We start from the raw sequence: 18,874 nt of genomic DNA on the forward strand, positions 1-18,874 counted from the left end.
ACTTTGAAGCATAATTCCAATACTTCATCTTAAATAAGAAATGAATAATCAAAATGGAGATAAAGTACAGTGCTTAAATTTCTTGTTCAATATCCATCACTAGAAATGGTTTCTTGGTTAGTCGTTCTGATTCTTATTGCACTTTTAGTTAATTTTTTAACACGTATCTTACTTATTCGCGGAAAAAAACACCTCACTGCGTTCCTCCATCACAATACAATTACTGATATTGAAAATATTACTAAGTACATAGCTCATATTGCGTCGGCTTTTATTCTTTCAACTGGCATCAATTTTATATCTACATTGCCCAATATTCTCAGTACAATTATCCGAAATGTCTCCAATGCCTTTATCATTTTTATCGTTGCTTTAACAATTTCTGCTCTTTTTAATATCATTAATACCTTTTATGAACAAAGACCTGCAGCAAGGTTAAAGCCAATAAAAGGATACATTCAAATAGCTAAAATTGCACTTTTTACGCTTACTGCTATTTTTATATTGGCCACATTAATAGACCGATCGCCTCTTATTCTTTTTTCTGGTCTTGGTGCAATGGCAGCTGTTTTGATTTTGATCTTTCAAGACACATTACTTTCTCTTGTTGCAGGAATTCAAATCTCATCTACCGATATGGTACGTGTTGGAGATTGGATTGAAATTCCTAATCTTGGTGCAGATGGTGATGTCATTGAAATTGCCCTTCATACTGTAAAAGTTCAAAACTTTGATAAAACAATTACCACAGTTCCTATCCGTAAACTGGTAACTGATCCTTTCAAAAATTGGCGTGGTATGCAAGAATCAGGTGGTCGACGTATCAAACGATCTTTATTTATTGATCAAGCAAGTATCCGCTTTCATACAAAAAAAGAAGAGGAATATTTAGCACGATTTAATCTCCTAGAAAACTACTTTGCACAAAAAATACCTGAAATTAATGAATGGAATACTCGCTTAGAAAAAAATCATGATATACCAGCAAATACTCGCCGTTTAACTAATATCGGTACTTTTCGGGCTTACGTATTATCTTATTTAAGAGAGCATCTAAATGTCAAAAAAAACGCAACTGTAATGACACGGCAATTACCTCCTACGCCGAATGGTTTACCTTTAGAAATTTATTGCTTTACGAATACCACCATTTGGGAAGAATACGAACAAATTCAAGCTGATATCTTTGATCACCTTTATTCTGTTCTTCCTGACTTTGGCCTTAAAATTTTCCAAAATCCATGTGGTTATGATTTAACACGCGCAAGCTATAATGTTAAAAATACATTAAAAACAAAATAATGAACTTTAATCACGTTTATTCTTTTAAAAAACTTGTCGCTATAAAATAACAATCTATTCAATTAAAAAGAACGAAGAATACTCCAAAATTCTTATCTAAGAGATCCTTTTGCATAAATAAATAGCTAATCCTTCATTTTTTTGAAAGAATAATTATCTTTTCTGTATAGATTGAATTCAATCATTGCTTAAGAAAATCAACACAAAAAACCATCATAAAGCTTTAAACAACAAGCTCTCTTTAAATAACACAATGCATAATTCTTGACCTTGAAACAACTTACTCTAATTTCTACTGCAGTTAAACATAACAGTTTAAGTTTAGACATAGGAGAGTGGAATGGAAAATACATATATCAGTTGGATCTTGGCTATTATTATTGGTGGACTTTCAGGTTGGATTGCACAATATTTTATGAACAGCCGAACAGGGATGTTTTTAAATATTATCTTAGGTGTTGTTGGTTCTGCATTAGCCAGTTTCCTTCTAAGCTTTTTAGAAATCAATTTTGCTGGTTGGCTGGGTTATCTCATTTCAGGTTTTATTGGAGCCTGCATCCTTATATGGATTGGCAGAAAAGTTCGATCATAAAATAGTGTTCTCTATTGCCTTTTAAAGCAAATAAAACTCTATTTTTGTTGTGAAACTGTAACAATAACAACTCGGGGCATAATTGTCCCGTTTACAGCTTTTTACAGCATTACCGATTATAAACAATGACGCCTTGCAGAGCGTTTCTTTACCATATCTCTATTTTTCCAACTTGTATATTGAATTTTCTTTCAAATCTAACAAAACCCTATGTAATGGTTTTCTCATTATTCCAATAAGACAAAGCCCATAACTCCTCACTGTTTTTTTGCTTCATTCTAAGGAATTAATGTCTCTAAATAGTTTTAGAAAACTCAAATCTGGATCTTTACCTCTTTATAAAATATCCTTATACTTTAACTCTAAGTAAAAATTACAATGTATAGCATTAATTATAGTTGCATGGTTTTTGCGTGACTTTGAGTATTACGCCTTCAAATAGCAAATTGTGAGCCCAAACAATGACACAAACCATCTCGCTTCCCAGTCCTTGGAGCACAAATAAGCCTACAGCTCTTTTAGTATTAGCCGATGGTACAGTAATCGAAGGTAAAGGTGCGGGTGCTACAGGAATTGTTGAAGCTGAAGTATGTTTTAATACCGCCATAACAGGCTATGAAGAAATCCTCACAGATCCATCATATACAGGACAAATCGTTAATTTCACTTTTCCTCATATTGGTAATGTAGGCACTAATCGAGAAGATATTGAAGATCTTACACCTCTCAATTACCATGGTGCAGTTGGTGCTATTTTCAAAGCAGATATTACTGGTCCTTCTAACTACCGTGCACATGAAAATCTAAATCAGTGGCTTAAAGAACGAAAAATTATTGCACTTTACGATATTGATACACGAGCATTAACCACTCTTATCCGTGAAAAAGGTGTACCCAATGCGGTCATTGCCCATGATCCAAATGGAAATTTTGATATTAATGCTTTAAAAAAGCGTGCACAAAAATGGTCTGGTCTTATCAATCTTGATCTTGCAAAAGAAGTAACGTCAAAACAATTAATAGAATGGAATGAAAACCCGTGGATATGGAATAAAGGATATAGTGTAAATAGCAAACGTAATTTTCACATTGTTGCAATTGATTATGGCATTAAACGCAATATTCTTCGCCTTATATCGGCCTTGGGTGCACACATAACTATTGTGCCAGCATCTACAAATGCAAATGAAATTTTATCTATGAATCCCGACGGTATTTTCCTTTCTAATGGTCCAGGAGACCCAATTGCTACAGCCAAATATGCTGTTCCAACCATCAAAACATTCATTGATTGCAACATACCACTTTTTGGCATATGCCTTGGTCATCAGCTGCTGTCTCTTGCCGTAGGAGCGAAAACTATAAAAATGCATCAAGGGCATCATGGCGCCAATCACCCTGTTAAAGACTTTACTACTGGCAAAGTCGAAATTGTATCAATGAATCATGGTTTCACCGTAGATAAAACATCGCTACCACAACATGTTGAAGAGACACATATTTCTCTCTTTGATGGTTCAAACTGCGGCATTCGAATTATCGAAAAACCGATTTTTTCTGTTCAATATCATCCTGAAGCTTCGCCTGGACCTCAAGATAGTCATTATCTTTTTCACCATTTTCGCAACTTGATTATGGATTATAAAAAATAACCTAATCATATAGTTTTAGTATTTAGACTTTCTTTATCATTCGTATAAAGGCTTGTATTTTCTGCAAACTGGTATGAATAAGTCCCGACCATTTATCAAAGATACTTTATTAGACATGTAATTATAAAAAGATAATTTACCATAAACTCCTATAACTCTAAATACAGTGCTATCGTTATTCTTAAACCTATCTAGTACAAAATCCACCTAAACAGTATTACAGCCAAAGCTAGCTTTATAGTTATATTTTAAAAACGTTATATTTGAAATATCATAATACTAATCACCAAGGCATACACAAAAAAACGTATTTACTAATGTATAATATAATAATGCTTCAAAACATATTTTTACAATACATGTTAGATTAACAAAAATAACGCTTTATATATCTTCTATTTCAGCTAACATTGCTGAAATCAACTCATGCTTTCATCTTTTGCGTTTGAAAATTATTTAACCATTATTTATAAGAGCACACTGTTTTCAAGCATTATCCCCAAAGAAAAAATATAAAAAAGTATTTTATGGATTACTTTCTTTATCTATTAACCTATAAAACGAGTTTAGCCAACATTCTAATTTCTGCCTACCGCAACTACGCATAGGTGCTTGCTATAGGAAAAAGCCATGCCAAAACGCACAGATATAAAATCTATTCTTATCATTGGAGCAGGACCTATTATTATTGGTCAAGCATGTGAATTTGACTATTCAGGAACACAAGCCTGTAAAGCTTTAAAAGAAGAAGGCTACCGAATTATTCTGGTGAACTCTAATCCTGCCACCATTATGACTGATCCGGATTTGGCAGATGCGACCTACATCGAACCAATCACTCCAGAAATAGTTGCTAAAATTATTGCTCATGAACGTCCAGACGCACTTTTACCAACCATGGGAGGACAAACAGCACTTAATACTGCTTTATCCTTAAAGCGCATGGGAATTTTAAATCGCTACAATGTTGAAATGATCGGTGCCAATGCTGACGCTATTGATAAGGCAGAAGATCGTGCTCTATTTCGCAAAGCAATGGCAAAAATTGGTTTAGAAACACCGCGTTCTATGTTAGCGAATGCAACTGAGCTCAAAGAAGAAGATCGTCGATTATATGAAAAAGCATATAATAAACTTAAAAATGAACTTTCTGGCGATGCACTTGATCAAGCATTAGAAAAGCTTGAGCAAGATTGGAATAATGCAGAAGCCAATCGCAAGCAACATTATATAGCTCATGCCACCGCAAAAGCGGTTCAAGCTCTTGATATTATTGGACTTCCAGCCATTATCCGTCCCTCATTTACACTTGGTGGTACAGGGGGCGGCATTGCGTACAACCGCTCTGAATTTTACGAAATTATCGAACGTGGACTTGAAGCTTCACCAACAACAGAAGTGTTGATTGAAGAAAGTATTCTGGGATGGAAAGAATACGAAATGGAAGTTGTTCGTGATCACAAGGATAACTGTATCATTATCTGTTCCATTGAAAACATTGATCCTATGGGTGTTCATACCGGTGACTCTATCACTGTTGCTCCTGCTCTTACTTTAACCGATAAAGAATACCAAATTATGCGGAATGCCTCAATTGCTGTGCTCCGTGAAATTGGGGTTGAAACCGGTGGATCTAACGTACAATTTGCCGTCAATCCTGAAAATGGCCGCTTAATTGTTATTGAAATGAATCCACGCGTTTCTCGTTCTTCAGCGCTTGCTTCAAAAGCCACCGGTTTTCCAATTGCAAAGGTAGCAGCTAAATTAGCAGTTGGTTATACACTTGACGAATTAAAAAATGATATTACGGGCGGTGCAACACCAGCATCATTTGAACCTTCTATTGACTATATCGTCACCAAAATCCCTCGTTTTGCCTTTGAAAAATTTCCTGGTTCATCGCCTGTCTTAACTACCGCAATGAAATCTGTTGGAGAAGTTATGGCAATCGGTCGTACTTTCCAAGAATCTTTACAAAAAGCACTCCGTGGACTTGAAACAGGTCTTACGGGTCTTGATGAAATCATAATCCCTGAACATGCTGAAGGTGATGAAAAAAATTCTATTCGTTCGGCTATTGCTATCCCAAGTCCTGATCGTTTACGTTATGTAGCGCAAGCGATGCGTATGGGTTTATCCCTGAATGAAATCCATCAAATAAGCAAAATTGACCTATGGTTTTTGGAACAAATAGCGTCCATCATCGAAACAGAACAACGTATTCGTGTCCATGGACTTCCCCATGATGCAGATAATTTACGCATGTTAAAAGCTATGGGTTTTTCAGATGCGCGCTTAGCAAATCTTTCTGGAAAAACACCAGATGATATTTTTACCTTACGCCAATCCCTAAATATTAGACATGTTTTCAAACGCATTGATACCTGTGCAGCCGAGTTTTCTTCACCTACAGCTTATATGTACTCAACATATGAAAGACCTTTTGCAGGTACGGAGTGCTCAGAAGCAAATATTTCTGAACGCAAAAAAGTTGCTATTTTAGGTGGCGGTCCAAACCGAATTGGCCAAGGTATTGAATTTGACTATTGTTGTTGCCATGCAGCCTTTGCTTTGCGTGATGCAGGCTTTGAGGCTATCATGATTAACTGTAATCCTGAAACTGTTTCAACAGATTATGATACCTCTGATCGTCTTTATTTTGAACCTTTAACAACTGAAGATGTTTTAGCAATTTTAAAAACAGAGCAAGAAAAAGGTGAATTAGTCGGAGTTATCGTTCAATTTGGTGGACAAACACCGTTGAAACTGGCAAGCGCACTTGAAAAAAATAATATTCCTATTTTAGGCACCTCACCTGATGCTATTGATCTTGCAGAGGATAGAGATCGTTTTCAAAAATTGTTGTGCAAACTTAATTTAACACAACCCAAAAATGATATTGCTTATTCAATTGAACAAGCACAACGCATAGCTCATGAGCTAGATTTTCCATTGGTCGTACGCCCCTCTTATGTTTTGGGTGGACGTGCTATGCAAATTATTCGAGACAAGCGTGACTTGCAGCATTATTTGTTAGAAATAGTCCCTGAATTAGTGCCAGAAGATATAAAAGCTTGTTATCCCCACAACAAGACAGATCAAGTCAATACATTACTTTCTAAAAATCCGCTTCTATTTGATACCTATCTAACAGAAGCTATAGAAGTTGATGTTGATTGTTTGTGCGATGGAGAAGAAACGCTTGTTGTCGGTATTATGGAGCATATTGAAGAAGCAGGTATCCATTCTGGTGATTCAGCGTGCTCTCTACCAGTTCGCACACTTTCATATAAATTAGTTAATGAATTAGAAAAACAAACAAAAGCTTTAGCAAAAGCACTACATGTTTGTGGCTTGATGAATGTACAATATGCTATCAAAAATGAAACAATTTATGTCCTAGAAGTGAATCCTCGTGCTTCACGTACTGTTCCATTTGTTGCAAAAACTATTGGTCGACCAATTGCTAAAATCGCGACACGTATCATGATCGGAGAAAATCTCCAAAGTGCACTCAACGCTTATGGTGGAATACCGTCTACACAGAAAAGACCACATATTGCGGTTAAGGAAGCAGTCTTTCCTTTTTCCCGTTTTTCAGGTGTAGATACACTGCTTGGCCCTGAAATGCGTTCAACAGGTGAAGTAATGGGACTTGATTATGATTTTGCACTTGCCTTTGCTAAAGCGCAGCTTGGAGCTGGTGTTGATCTTCCTAAAGAAGGCACCTTATTTGTTTCTGTGAGAGATGAAGATAAAGAACGTATCTTAAAGTCTGTCAAGTGTTTAAGCGAGCTTGGTTTTTCTATTTTAGCAACAATTGGAACACAAAAATTTCTTGTCGAAAATGGCATTAAAGCAGAAAAAATTAATAAAGTTCTAGAAGGCCACCCTCATATTGAAGACGCTATTCGTAATCTAAAAGTTCAATTAATTTTCAATACAACTAATACTGCGAGTGCCATTTCAGATTCCAAATCATTGCGCCACGCAGCACTTATGCAAAGAGTTCCTTACTACACAACAGTAGCTGGCGCTGAATCCGCAGCACAGGCTATTCGAGCACTCAAAACTAGCAATCTTGAAGTGTGTTCTTTGCAAAATTATTTTACTTAAAAATTTCCCTGCGTACCCAAAAATGTAATATCTTTATTTTCTTTATCAATCTTTGATGAATATAACAAAAAATCAATAGGGCTTGCTTTATATCGAAAAATCTTTTATAGTCTTTCACATCGTATTTTCGGTTACGCGATCTTTCTTTTCTGTGCAATCGCACTTCTGATGAAATCTCTCCTGCCTAATTTCGATTTAAACTCGTATTGAGAAATTTAAATCTCAATACATAATATTATATATACTAAGGAGTTTCCTATGTCTAAAGGAACAGTTAAATGGTTCAATACAAATAAAGGTTTTGGTTTCATTCAACCCAATGATGGAAGTGCAGATGTGTTTGTACATATTTCTGCTGTTGAGCGTTCTGGTTTACACAACTTAAATGAAGGACAAAAAATCTCTTATGATGTTCTTCAAGACCGCCGTTCAGGAAAATTTGCTGCTGGAAATCTTTCTGCTCTTTAAAATTTGAGCATTCTATAAACTATCTCGCCTTCATAGGCGAGTTTTCCATTCTTTGATTTTTATAATGATTAAGTTGTTTCTCTATTTTATTTAAATTAATCACAACTCAATTATAATAAACTTACAGAAAAATGTGACACATAAACCAGTAATTATGAAAAATTTTATTATTGGATAATAACAAAAAACCACACAAATAAGAAATTTAATAAAGTCACAATGCTCTACAAGACAAAAAATTTTAATCTATTTTTTTCAATAAACGAGTCATCTTTACAATTAATTTCATCTGCTTAATCTCATCTACAAACTATAAACTTTCAGCCAAGTTGGCTGTATAATTTGATATGCCTTGTAGAAATAAAATCGGATAAATGCTTCACTATCAACACCAAAGAAAATTTATTCTTGAATTGATTTTTCAAAATTTCCTCAGTATAAAAAATTAGATTCACTAAATCTAAGTTTACAATAAAATTTTCTGACAGTTTTCTTGCAGTTTTGTGTTTTTACGACATAATCTTTATGTATTTTGTAATTTTTATAATCAAGAATTTCCTGCCTATATTATAAGGAATTGAAACGATGGTTTTCATTGCTGATAAGCTTTCTTCCATCAAGCCCTCCGCAACAATTGCCGTAGCTCAAAAAGCGCGTGCTCTAAAAGCTTTAGGTCGTAATATCATCTCCTTAAGCGCTGGAGAACCAGATTTTGATACACCAGATAATATCAAAAATGCTGCTATTGAAGCCATTCGACGTGGAGAAACAAAATATACGCCCATATCTGGTATTCCAGAATTGCGTCAAGCTATTTCTGCAAAATTTAAAAGAGAAAATAATCTTACTTATACACCAGAACAAATCATTGTTGGCACAGGTGGCAAACAAATTCTCTTTAATGCATTAATGGCAACTTTAAATAAAGATGATGAAGTTATCATTCCCTCTCCTTATTGGGTCAGTTATCCTGAAATGGTTGCTCTTAACAGTGGTAAATCTGTTTTCGTAGCAACGAAAGCTGAATTTTTTTATAAGCTTCAACCACAAGATCTAGAAGCTGCTATCACTCCAAAAACTAAATGGTTTATTTTTAATTCTCCCTCGAATCCATCAGGTGCTGCGTACACATACGATGAATTAAAAAAATTAACTGATATTTTAATGAAATACCCTCATATTTATATTCTCACTGATGATATCTATGAGCATTTAACATATGGAGATTTTACTTTTGTTACTCCAGCTCAAGTAGAGCCACAACTCTACGACCGTACGCTGACAATGAATGGTCTTTCAAAAGCCTATTCCATGACGGGGTGGAGAATTGGCTATGCAGGTGGTCCACATGAATTAATTAAAGCTATGGACATCATTCAAGGTCAACAAACATCTGGTACAAGTTCCATTTCACAATGGGCAGGTGTAGAAGCACTGAATGGTCCACAAGACTTTATAACTAAAAATAAAACTATTTTTCAAACACGTCGAGATCTTGCTGTTTCTATGCTCAATCAAGCCTATGGTATTGATTGCCCAACACCTGAAGGTGCATTTTATGTTTATCCATCCTGTGCAAAGCTTATTGGTAAAAAAACACCTCAAGGTCAAATTATTACAAGTGATGAAGATTTTGTAACGGCTCTTTTGGAAACAGAGTCCGTTGCTGTTGTTCATGGATCTGCTTTTGGACTTGGACCGGCATTTCGTATCTCCTACGCAACATCAGATGAAATACTTGAAGAAGCTTGTTTTCGTATCCAGCGCTTTTGTAACAGCTTGTCCTGAAATTCTGAATCATCATCTGCCCAGGTGGTATTAATGAATTAAAAATAAATGATAGCGTGAATTATTAAATATATTTTATAAAGAATATTTATTCTTCAAGATAAACCATAACTTATCTCAATATAGACATTAAATGACATAAGTTCATAATGGAAATAGTACTTTTTAATATTCTCAAAACTTCTCAAACCGATGCTTAAAAAAGATAGCAGCTCACTTTCATACATCTATATTAGATATGATTGCATATAAAAAAGAGATAACAGCAATTCCTAAAAGGATAAGATCACTTACGCGCCTTTTGATTGTTCTCTAATAAAAAAGCTGGACTAAAACCAGGCAAACTCAGAAGATCTTGAAAGATAAAATCAACCCGATGATCCTTAAAGGAAGCACTCAAGAAAACGTAATCAAGAGATAATATTTTTTCCCATTTTATAAAATAAATACTTCAATAAATCTGCCGTGCAATAAATACATAACTTACTAGATTATAAGCCTTTGCTTCTTCAATAGATCTATAAACATATTATTTAAAATGACCATTTGCGTGCTTTTAAAAAGATATAATCTCTAAAAACATTCAATTTTGCTGAATTCTTCAAAGCAGCAGAATAACAAAAAAAAGTATCAAAAGAAGGAATATCAATCATATCAGGAAAAAGACGTATAAGTTTCTCATCATTATTCACAATATAATCAGGAAGTACAGCAATACCAAGATCGCGCATAAGTGCATTTTTGATTGAAACAATGTTATTAATTTGCAAAATCGAAACGCGCACTGAATCATCACTTTTTCCAGCTCTCTGTAACCAATTCAAACCGACCAAATAAGGTGGCACAGGTTCACCGAATGAAATAATGCGATGTTCATCCAGTTCAGATAATTTTTCTGGCTTACCATAATTTGCAATATAATTTTCTGAAGCATAAACATGCATATGAACTGTAAATAATTTTCTTTGTATAAGATCAGGCTGTTGAGGCTGACGTAAACGAATAGCGCAGTCTGCATAACGCATTGTCAAATCAAGCTCTTCATCGTCAAGCAAAAGCTGAATTTGCATATCAGGATACAAATTCAAAAACTCAGGTATATGCTCTGCAAGCCACCCTGTCCCCATTCCAAAAGTCGAAGTTACGCGTAAATGTCCTGTTGGTTTTTCACGACTTTCACTTAATTGCAAACGCGTATTCTCAAGCTTCATCAAAATATCATGGGCTGTACGATAAAGTATTTCGCCCTGCTCTGTCAAAATTAAACCGCGCGCATGACGCTGAAATAAAGGCACTCGAACATCTTGCTCTAAAGCCGAAACTTGTCTCGAAATTGCTGATTGAGATAAATGAAGCCTTTGAGCTGCGTGCGTAAAAGAGCCTGCTTCTGCCGCAGCATGAAAAACTCTTAATTTATTCCAATCTAATGGCAATGACACAATTTTCCTCCTACTTTTTTGATTTTATTTATAAAAATTACCTTTTTGAGATGTATATCTATGAATCCAAAAACCGTTCTGCCTCTAACGCTGCCATACATCCTCTTCCTGCTGCAGTTACAGCTTGACGAAATAAATTATCAGTGACATCCCCTGCGGCAAAAACACCAGCAATACTTGTTTCTGTTGAATCAGGTGCCGTCCATAAATATCCCCCTGGTTTTTGTTTCAATTGCCCTTCAAACAAAGAAACAGCAGGATCATGACCAATAGCAATAAATATTCCATCTGCATCTATTTGCATCTTTTGACCTGTTTTTGTATTTTTTAAACGCGCACCTGTCACAACAGCCCCTGTTGGAGACTGAGCAGATGAACCAATAATTTCTTCCACTATATGATCCCAAATAACCTGGATATTATCACGAGAAAACAACCTATCTTGCAAGATTTTTTCTGCCCGAAAATGATCCCGCCTATGAACCACACTTACACTTTTAGCCAAATGAGATAAATAAAGAGCTTCTTCAACAGCTGTGTTACCACCACCTACCACGATTACATCCTTACCACGATAAAAAAAACCATCACAAGTAGCACAAGCAGAAACGCCACTCCCCATAAAGGTTTGTTCACTTTCCAAACCAAGCCAACGCGCTTGTGCTCCGGTCGCAATAATGAGTGCATCACAGCAATATTGGGTTCCTGAATCTCCAAATAAGGTAAAAGGACGCTTAGATAAATCAGCCTTTACAATACTATCATAAACAATTTTTGTACCCATATTTTCTGCTTGCTTTGCCATTTGCTCCATCAACCATTGCCCCTGAATTGGATCAGAAAAACCTGGATAATTTTCAACATCAGTTGTAATTGTTAACTGCCCTCCTTGCTGCACTCCAGTAATCAATACTGGTTTAAGCATTGCTCTAGCAGCATAGATAGCTGCTGTATAACCAGCAGGTCCGGAGCCAATAATAAGAACACGAATATGCAATTGCACTATAAAACTCCTTTTTTCAGCCTTTATTACACTCTATAAGTTTATGATAAATACCGTCTTTAAAAACACATTTCTTAAGAACTTGAATTATAGTAAAATCCTATTTTTCAAGCTTTATTAAAAGGTACATTGCCAATTTATCATAATTTGCTTAGTATAAGCATTAAATTTATATTACATAAGCGTATAAATTCTCATTAGGTAAACATTACAATCAATAAATAAAGACAAGGAGCGACTATTTTTCAGTTTATTATTAATATTTGCGCACGGTTTGCATTAATCATGGGAGGGACTATGCTTTTGCCAGCTCTTGCGGATTTGCGCGATAACAATCATAATTGGACGATTTTTCTTTATCCTTTTGCTATTACAACTGTATTAGCAACACTTATTCTTTTAGCAACGAGAGGAGCTACTTGTCGTTTTTCAACACGGCTTAGCTTTACACTAACCCTTTGTCTATGGCTAACAGGAAGTGTAGTGGGAGCTCTCCCTTTTTATCTTTCTTCACTCCCAATTTCCCTAGCAGGAGCAATTTTTGAATCCATCTCTGGAATTACAACGACAGGCTCTACAGTTATTACTGATCTTGATCATCTATCGCGAAGCATTTTATTATGGCGCTCCATCATATGCTGGATTGGAGGTATTGGTTTTATCGGCTTAGCTTTATTGCTTTTGCCCTCATTACGGGTTGGCGGTATACAACTTTTCCATATGGAATCATCTGATAAATCAGAAAAAATATTACCCCGTATCCACCAAATTGCCAACGGCATTATTATTGCCTATATTGGACTAACATTAGCTTGCATGCTCTCCTACTTTGCTGCTGGCATGACATTATTTGATGCTATCAACCACGCAATGACAACGATAGCAACAGCTGGGTTCTCAACCCATGACACCTCCTTTGGTTATTTTTCTGATAAACCAGCTATTTTAATAATTGCTACAATCTTCATGTTGCTTTCTGCATTACCTTTTGTCCTTTATATTAAACTATTACTTCCTGGATACTCTAAACGTTCCATAGACCCACAAGTAATCGTTTTTCTTAGTATTGTTTTTCTCTTTAGCTTTGCGCTAGCAACATGGTTGCGATTTCATAATCATCTTCCCTTCCACAAAATTTTCCTTGATGTCATTTTTCACCTTACATCTGTTATTAGTACCACCGGTTATAGTGCTGAAGACTATCAACTTTGGGGACCTTTTGCACTTGGCATTTTCTTTATTGCTTCTTTCACGGGTGGTTGTGCTGGCTCTACTTCCGGCGGCATAAAGGTTAACCGTTTAATTATCTTATGGCGTATTGCACAAGCAAACATGACACAGCTTCTTTCTCCCAATGCAATTGTAAAAGTACGCTATGATCATTCAAATGTCTCTAATGATATTACTAAAGCAGTTTTACTTTTTTTGTGCCTTTATATGTTTTGTCTTTTTATTGGTACTGCACTTTTACTCACTACTGGACTTGATTTTATTTCTGCTTGTACGGGCGCTTTAACAGCGCTTTCAAATATTGGTCCAGGCCTTGGAAGCATTATTGGCCCTGTGGGAAATTTCTCAACCATTAATGATCATGCCTTATGGATTTTGAGTGCTCTAATGCTTGCCGGCCGTCTTGAAATTATAACGATCTTTGTCCTTTTTACCCGTTCTTTTTGGAGCGAACAATTCTAATATTTAACATCTGAAAATTCATAGAATAAGCATTATGATGATATAAATTTAAACGAATATAAAATGCCAAAAGGGCTTTTAATAAATCAGCACATCAAAAATATCGAACGAATATCAGAAGCTTAGCATTATGTTTATGAACGGCATGTATCTTGCTTTTAAATATTATTCATCTCCATCTAAAAATAGAGTCTGGTATATTTAAAATATTTCCTCTGCAAACATTTCCTTATAAACATGCCCAATTGCTCTTGCTTCCTTTTCCAAAGGGAAATGTGTCTGAACATGAGTTAACGCTTTTTTCCCTGTCATTATTGTTTTTTCTAAATCAGAAAAATACAATTCAATCGCTTCTGTTAAAGCTGCTTGATCTCCTGCAGGAACAACTGTTCCTGTTTCTTCTGTTATTAATTCTTCATACATCCCTGCATTACTAGCAACGACAGCAGTCTGAGATGCCATTGCTTCTAATGGTGTTAAACCAAAGCCTTCTCTACGAGAGGGAGCAACATAAAGTGAAAGACGACGATACCACAAAGGTATATCCTGGATCTCACCAAGAAAAATAATACGATCGCTTAAACCAGCAGTAGCAATTTTCTGACGTAATTGTTTTTCAAAGTTATAATGTTTTGCTGTAGTCCGACCAGCAATAATCGCTGTCCAATCTGGATAACGTGGCAATAATTCTAACATTGCATCCACAAATAAATCAGTGCCCTTTAAATAGCGTACACGTCCAAAGCACCCTATCGCATATTTCCCAGATAACCCAGAAGCTGAAAAACAATCATCAATGGTTTTTGGTGGTGAAAAACGCTCAAGATCAACACCATGCAGAATAACTTGATGAGGCACCTCAAGATATCTTCCAGTGCGTTCACTTGTAGCAATCACTTTATCCATGCGGCGAATTAACCATTTTGTAAAAGGTTTATGATGACGTTGAGATGCCGATGTAAAAATGAGTTTAAGTTTCATTTTTAAAACATCGCGCAAGAAAACCCCACAAAGCATCTCAATATTGCGTCGTGCATGCCAAATTCGAAATGATTTTCCTACTGGACTTTTCCATAAACCAACAAGATCTTTAAAAGAAAGAGCAGGCAAATTTTTTGGCAACCCTACCCCTAAAGTGGATATATAAAAACCCTGTTTTCGCTGCAATGGAACAAGATGAATAATCGTCGTTGTGACCCCTGATAAACGCTTCTTAAAATGTGGAACAATAATATCAGTTTCTTTCAAAGACACACGCATAATGATTTAGATATATTGGACCTTAATAATTTCATAATTATGCGTACCACCTGGTGCGTTTACTTCAATTACGTCACCTTCTTGCTTACCAATAAGTGCGCGTGCAATAGGAGAAGAAATAGAAATCTTACCAGTTTTTACGTCAGCTTCTTGATCACCAACGATTTGATAAACTTTTCTCTCTTCAGTGTCTTCATCTAAAAGATTAATAGTAGCTCCAAATTTAATTTTATCGCCTGAAAGACGTGAAACATTAATAACTTCTGCTCGCGCAATACAATCTTCAAGCTCGTTTATACGCCCTTCATTATGACTTTGTGCTTCTTTAGCAGCATGATACTCTGCATTTTCTGACAGATCACCATGCGCACGCGCCTCAGAAATTGCTTCAATAATCCGTCGACGCTCTTGTTGTTGACGCCACCGTAACTCTTCTTTGAGACTTTCAAAACCAGCTGTAGTCATCGGAACTTTTTCCATAATCCGTCCCTTTCTTGTACACGAAAGACCTTATAAAGATATAAAAATCGGCCTCCAAGATAACTCTTGGAACCCGAAAATTACAGTTGCTTTCATTATATAGTACAGAAATTCTGTTTTCCATATAAAAATACTAAAGAGCACAGAGTATTCTTTAGCCACTTTGAAAGTGAATTTATATCTTAAATTTTATATGTTTAGCGATATCTCTGTTATTATCAATGTATTAAAGGATGTAAATGTCTTTTTTGCTGCTTATTATATTTTAAAAAGGACATTATATAAAAGTGGAAATAATCTTTACCAAACGTATATAAAACTATTGATTACAGCACACACTCCTAATATCAAAAAACATTACAAAAATTGCTCTAGAACCTATTAACACTACTCAATCTACGCGTACCAAAAGCGTGGTCTCAGCCTTAGCCTTCCATTCACTCTACTTATAAAGAATATAACTGTCCAGGATCAGTATCACAAAACAGCTATAGTAGCCTCTGCCGTATCACAAAAAATATTTTAACCCATTATCAAATGATAAAAAGAAAATTCATACTTTCAAAAACAAATGCAATCAAAAGCTTTTATTTTTTTCTTAATTATATCGGAATAACTGTATAAAATATTTTCATCATGTCACACAAAAAATCAAAAACAACTCAAAAACAAATCAATCAAAGAGCAACAGACCCATTTGCAGTTATGAAGCAGTGCTCTAAGGCCAAACTTCATACAGTGAAAAGTCATAATGCTTCATTTGAAACCATAAATACTAAACCATCTAAAAACATAACAAAAACAAATAGTGTTACAGCAACAGTTGAAGCTCTTTCTGCACTCATTGCTTCAGGTAATCCTCTTTTTAAAAATGGTGCATTATGGACACCTCATCGTCCTATTCGTCCTGAAAAATCGGAAGGTGGAATTCCATTTCAAATTAAAACATCCTTTCAGCCTGCCGGTGATCAACCCATTGCAATCAAATCTTTGGTTGAAGGAATTAAGAGAAATGAACGCACTCAAGTGCTTTTGGGCGTTACCGGTTCAGGGAAAACATATACAATGGCCAAAATCATTGAAAAGACACAACGCCCTGCTCTCATTTTAGCGCCAAACAAAACTTTAGCTGCACAGCTTTATGGGGAATTCAAAAACTTTTTTCCCAACAATGCTGTTGAATATTTTGTTTCTTATTATGACTATTATCAACCAGAAGCTTATGTTGCACGCTCAGATACTTATATTGAAAAAGAATCCTCTATTAATGAACAAATTGACCGCATGCGCCACGCAGCAACACGCGCTGTACTAGAGCGCGATGATGTCATTATCATCGCATCTGTATCCTGTATCTATGGAATTGGTTCAGTAGAAACTTATACAGCAATGACTTTCCAAATGCAAAAAGGTGATAAACTCGATCAGCAGAAATTACTAACTGATTTAGTTTCTCAACAATATCAGCGACAAGATATAAACTTTGTTCGTGGCTCTTTTCGTGTTCGAGGCGATACAATTGAGATTTTTCCCGCTCATCTTGAAGACCGTGCTTGGCGTATTTCGTTGTTTGGAGATGAAATTGAAACAATTACCGAATTTGACCCTTTAACAGGACAAAAAACAGCAGATCTTCAATCCATTAAAATTTATGCTAATTCACATTATGTAACACCACGACCCACATTAAATCAGGCGATAAAATCAATCAAAATGGAATTAGTAAAACGCCTCGATGAATTAAATGCAGCTGGTCGCCTTTTGGAAGCGCAACGTTTAGAACAACGTACAATATTTGATTTAGAAATGCTAGAAACTACTGGATCTTGCTCAGGAATTGAAAACTACTCGCGCTACCTGACAGGTAGAAAGCCAGGTGAACCACCTCCAACTCTGTTTGAGTATATTCCTAGCCATGCTCTTGTTTTTATTGATGAGAGTCATGTCACAATTCCTCAAATCGGTGGTATGTATCGAGGTGATTTCCGACGAAAGGCTACCTTAGCAGAATATGGCTTCCGCTTGCCATCTTGTATGGACAATCGTCCTTTACGTTTTGAAGAATGGGATGCAATGCGCCCACAAACTATCGCTGTTTCAGCTACACCCGGACGCTGGGAAATAGAACAATCGCAGGGCATCTTTGTAGAGCAAGTCATTCGTCCCACAGGGCTGATTGATCCACCAACAGAAATACGCCCAGTGAAAACACAGGTCGATGACGCCGTCAACGAAATTCACCAAACAATCAAAAAAGGTTATCGTACATTAATAACAGTTCTCACCAAACGCATGGCAGAAGATCTGACCGAATATCTCCATGAACAAAATATCCGTGTGCGTTATATGCACTCTGATATTAATACACTAGAACGTATTGAAATCCTGCAAGACCTACGCCTTGGTACTTTTGATGTTTTAATTGGTATTAACTTACTTCGAGAAGGTTTAGATATTCCAGAATGTGGTTTTGTTGCTATCTTTGACGCTGATAAAGAGGGTTTTTTACGTTCAGAAACCTCACTTATTCAAATGATTGGACGAGCTGCACGTAATGTAGAGAGTCGGGTTATTCTTTACGCTGATACAATTACTGGTTCTATCGAGCGTGCTTTGCAAGAAACGAAACGACGTCGACAAAAACAAATAGCTTATAATAAAGAGCATCAAATTACACCGACTAGTATTAAAAAGAATATTGATGATATTCTAAGTTCGGTTTGCGAAAATAACCATAATGTCAAGATTTCTCATTTTATCACGCAAAATAATAAAGTTGGCAACAATCTAACCAACCATATTCAGCATCTCGAAAAACTCATGCGTAAAGCAGCTAATGATCTGAACTTTGAAGAAGCTGCTCAATTTCGTGATGAAATCAAACGACTACAAGAAATAGAATTAGCCATTGCAGATGATTCTTTAGTGTACAACAATAAATATTCCCTTGATGAATCGATAAAATCAAGTCTTTTCACGAAACCAAATCTTGATCAAATGGGCCCTAATACCATGGATGTTGGTTTATTGACAAAACACAAAAAAGAAAAAAGATAATCAAAAAATACTTTAAATGAGATGT

12 protein-coding genes are annotated in these 18,874 nt (G+C 35.7%); 8 read left to right on the top strand and 4 right to left on the bottom strand.

What is annotated here, in order from left to right:
• Positions 1-69 precede the first annotated feature (69 nt).
• The 6 genes from BA1379B_RS04465 to BA1379B_RS04490 all read left to right on the top strand — a co-directional run bounded on the left by BA1379B_RS04465 (position 70) and on the right by BA1379B_RS04490 (position 9,918).
• Entirely contained in the window at positions 70-1,302 is a 1,233-nt protein-coding gene (locus tag BA1379B_RS04465) for a mechanosensitive ion channel family protein (RefSeq protein ID WP_078692430.1), read from the top strand.
• Between the two features lie 340 nt (positions 1,303-1,642).
• Positions 1,643-1,894, top strand: coding sequence for a GlsB/YeaQ/YmgE family stress response membrane protein (locus BA1379B_RS04470; protein WP_035006973.1), 252 nt, complete (start codon positions 1,643-1,645; stop codon positions 1,892-1,894).
• A gap of 461 nt (positions 1,895-2,355) precedes the next feature.
• Complete coding sequence (gene carA, locus BA1379B_RS04475) at positions 2,356-3,546, top strand: glutamine-hydrolyzing carbamoyl-phosphate synthase small subunit (RefSeq protein WP_035006970.1); 1,191 nt, start codon at positions 2,356-2,358, stop codon at positions 3,544-3,546.
• A gap of 630 nt (positions 3,547-4,176) precedes the next feature.
• Positions 4,177-7,662, top strand: a complete 3,486-nt coding sequence (gene carB, locus BA1379B_RS04480; protein ID WP_078692431.1) for a carbamoyl-phosphate synthase large subunit — start codon at positions 4,177-4,179, stop codon at positions 7,660-7,662.
• A 258-nt stretch (positions 7,663-7,920) separates the two neighbouring features.
• A complete protein-coding gene (locus tag BA1379B_RS04485) occupies positions 7,921-8,130 on the top strand; it encodes a cold-shock protein (protein WP_035006968.1) in 210 nt (69 codons plus the stop codon).
• A gap of 585 nt (positions 8,131-8,715) precedes the next feature.
• On the top strand, positions 8,716-9,918 hold the full coding sequence (locus tag BA1379B_RS04490; RefSeq protein ID WP_078692432.1) for a pyridoxal phosphate-dependent aminotransferase: 1,203 nt from the start codon (positions 8,716-8,718) through the stop codon (positions 9,916-9,918).
• A 533-nt stretch (positions 9,919-10,451) separates the two neighbouring features.
• Here the strand turns inward: BA1379B_RS04490 and BA1379B_RS04495 are convergent.
• Positions 10,452-11,357, bottom strand: a complete 906-nt coding sequence (locus tag BA1379B_RS04495) for a LysR family transcriptional regulator (protein ID WP_035006966.1) — start codon at positions 11,355-11,357, stop codon at positions 10,452-10,454.
• Between the two features lie 58 nt (positions 11,358-11,415).
• Positions 11,416-12,363 (bottom strand): thioredoxin-disulfide reductase, encoded by a 948-nt coding sequence (gene trxB, locus BA1379B_RS04500; protein WP_078692433.1) that lies wholly within the window; start codon positions 12,361-12,363, stop codon positions 11,416-11,418.
• Positions 12,364-12,657: 294 nt separating this feature from the next.
• Here trxB and BA1379B_RS04505 point away from each other — a divergent pair, with 294 nt between their 5' ends.
• Positions 12,658-14,052 carry a TrkH family potassium uptake protein gene (locus BA1379B_RS04505; protein ID WP_078692434.1) on the top strand — a complete coding sequence of 465 codons (1,395 nt, stop codon included), beginning with the start codon at positions 12,658-12,660 and terminating at the stop codon, positions 14,050-14,052.
• Between the two features lie 201 nt (positions 14,053-14,253).
• On the opposite strand, the gene BA1379B_RS04510 is transcribed toward BA1379B_RS04505, so the two are convergent.
• Both BA1379B_RS04510 and greA read right to left on the bottom strand, forming a co-directional pair.
• Positions 14,254-15,312, bottom strand: coding sequence for a glycosyltransferase family 4 protein (locus BA1379B_RS04510; RefSeq protein WP_078692435.1), 1,059 nt, complete (start codon positions 15,310-15,312; stop codon positions 14,254-14,256).
• Between the two features lie 6 nt (positions 15,313-15,318).
• A complete protein-coding gene (gene greA / locus BA1379B_RS04515; RefSeq protein ID WP_035006958.1) occupies positions 15,319-15,792 on the bottom strand; it encodes a transcription elongation factor GreA in 474 nt (157 codons plus the stop codon).
• A gap of 636 nt (positions 15,793-16,428) precedes the next feature.
• Here greA and uvrB point away from each other — a divergent pair.
• Positions 16,429-18,849, top strand: coding sequence for an excinuclease ABC subunit UvrB (uvrB, locus tag BA1379B_RS04520; RefSeq protein WP_078673913.1), 2,421 nt, complete (start codon positions 16,429-16,431; stop codon positions 18,847-18,849).
• Positions 18,850-18,874: the final 25 nt, after the last annotated feature.

This window comes from Bartonella sp. A1379B, assembly GCF_002022485.1.
GTDB classification, from domain to species: domain Bacteria; phylum Pseudomonadota; class Alphaproteobacteria; order Rhizobiales; family Rhizobiaceae; genus Bartonella; species Bartonella rochalimae.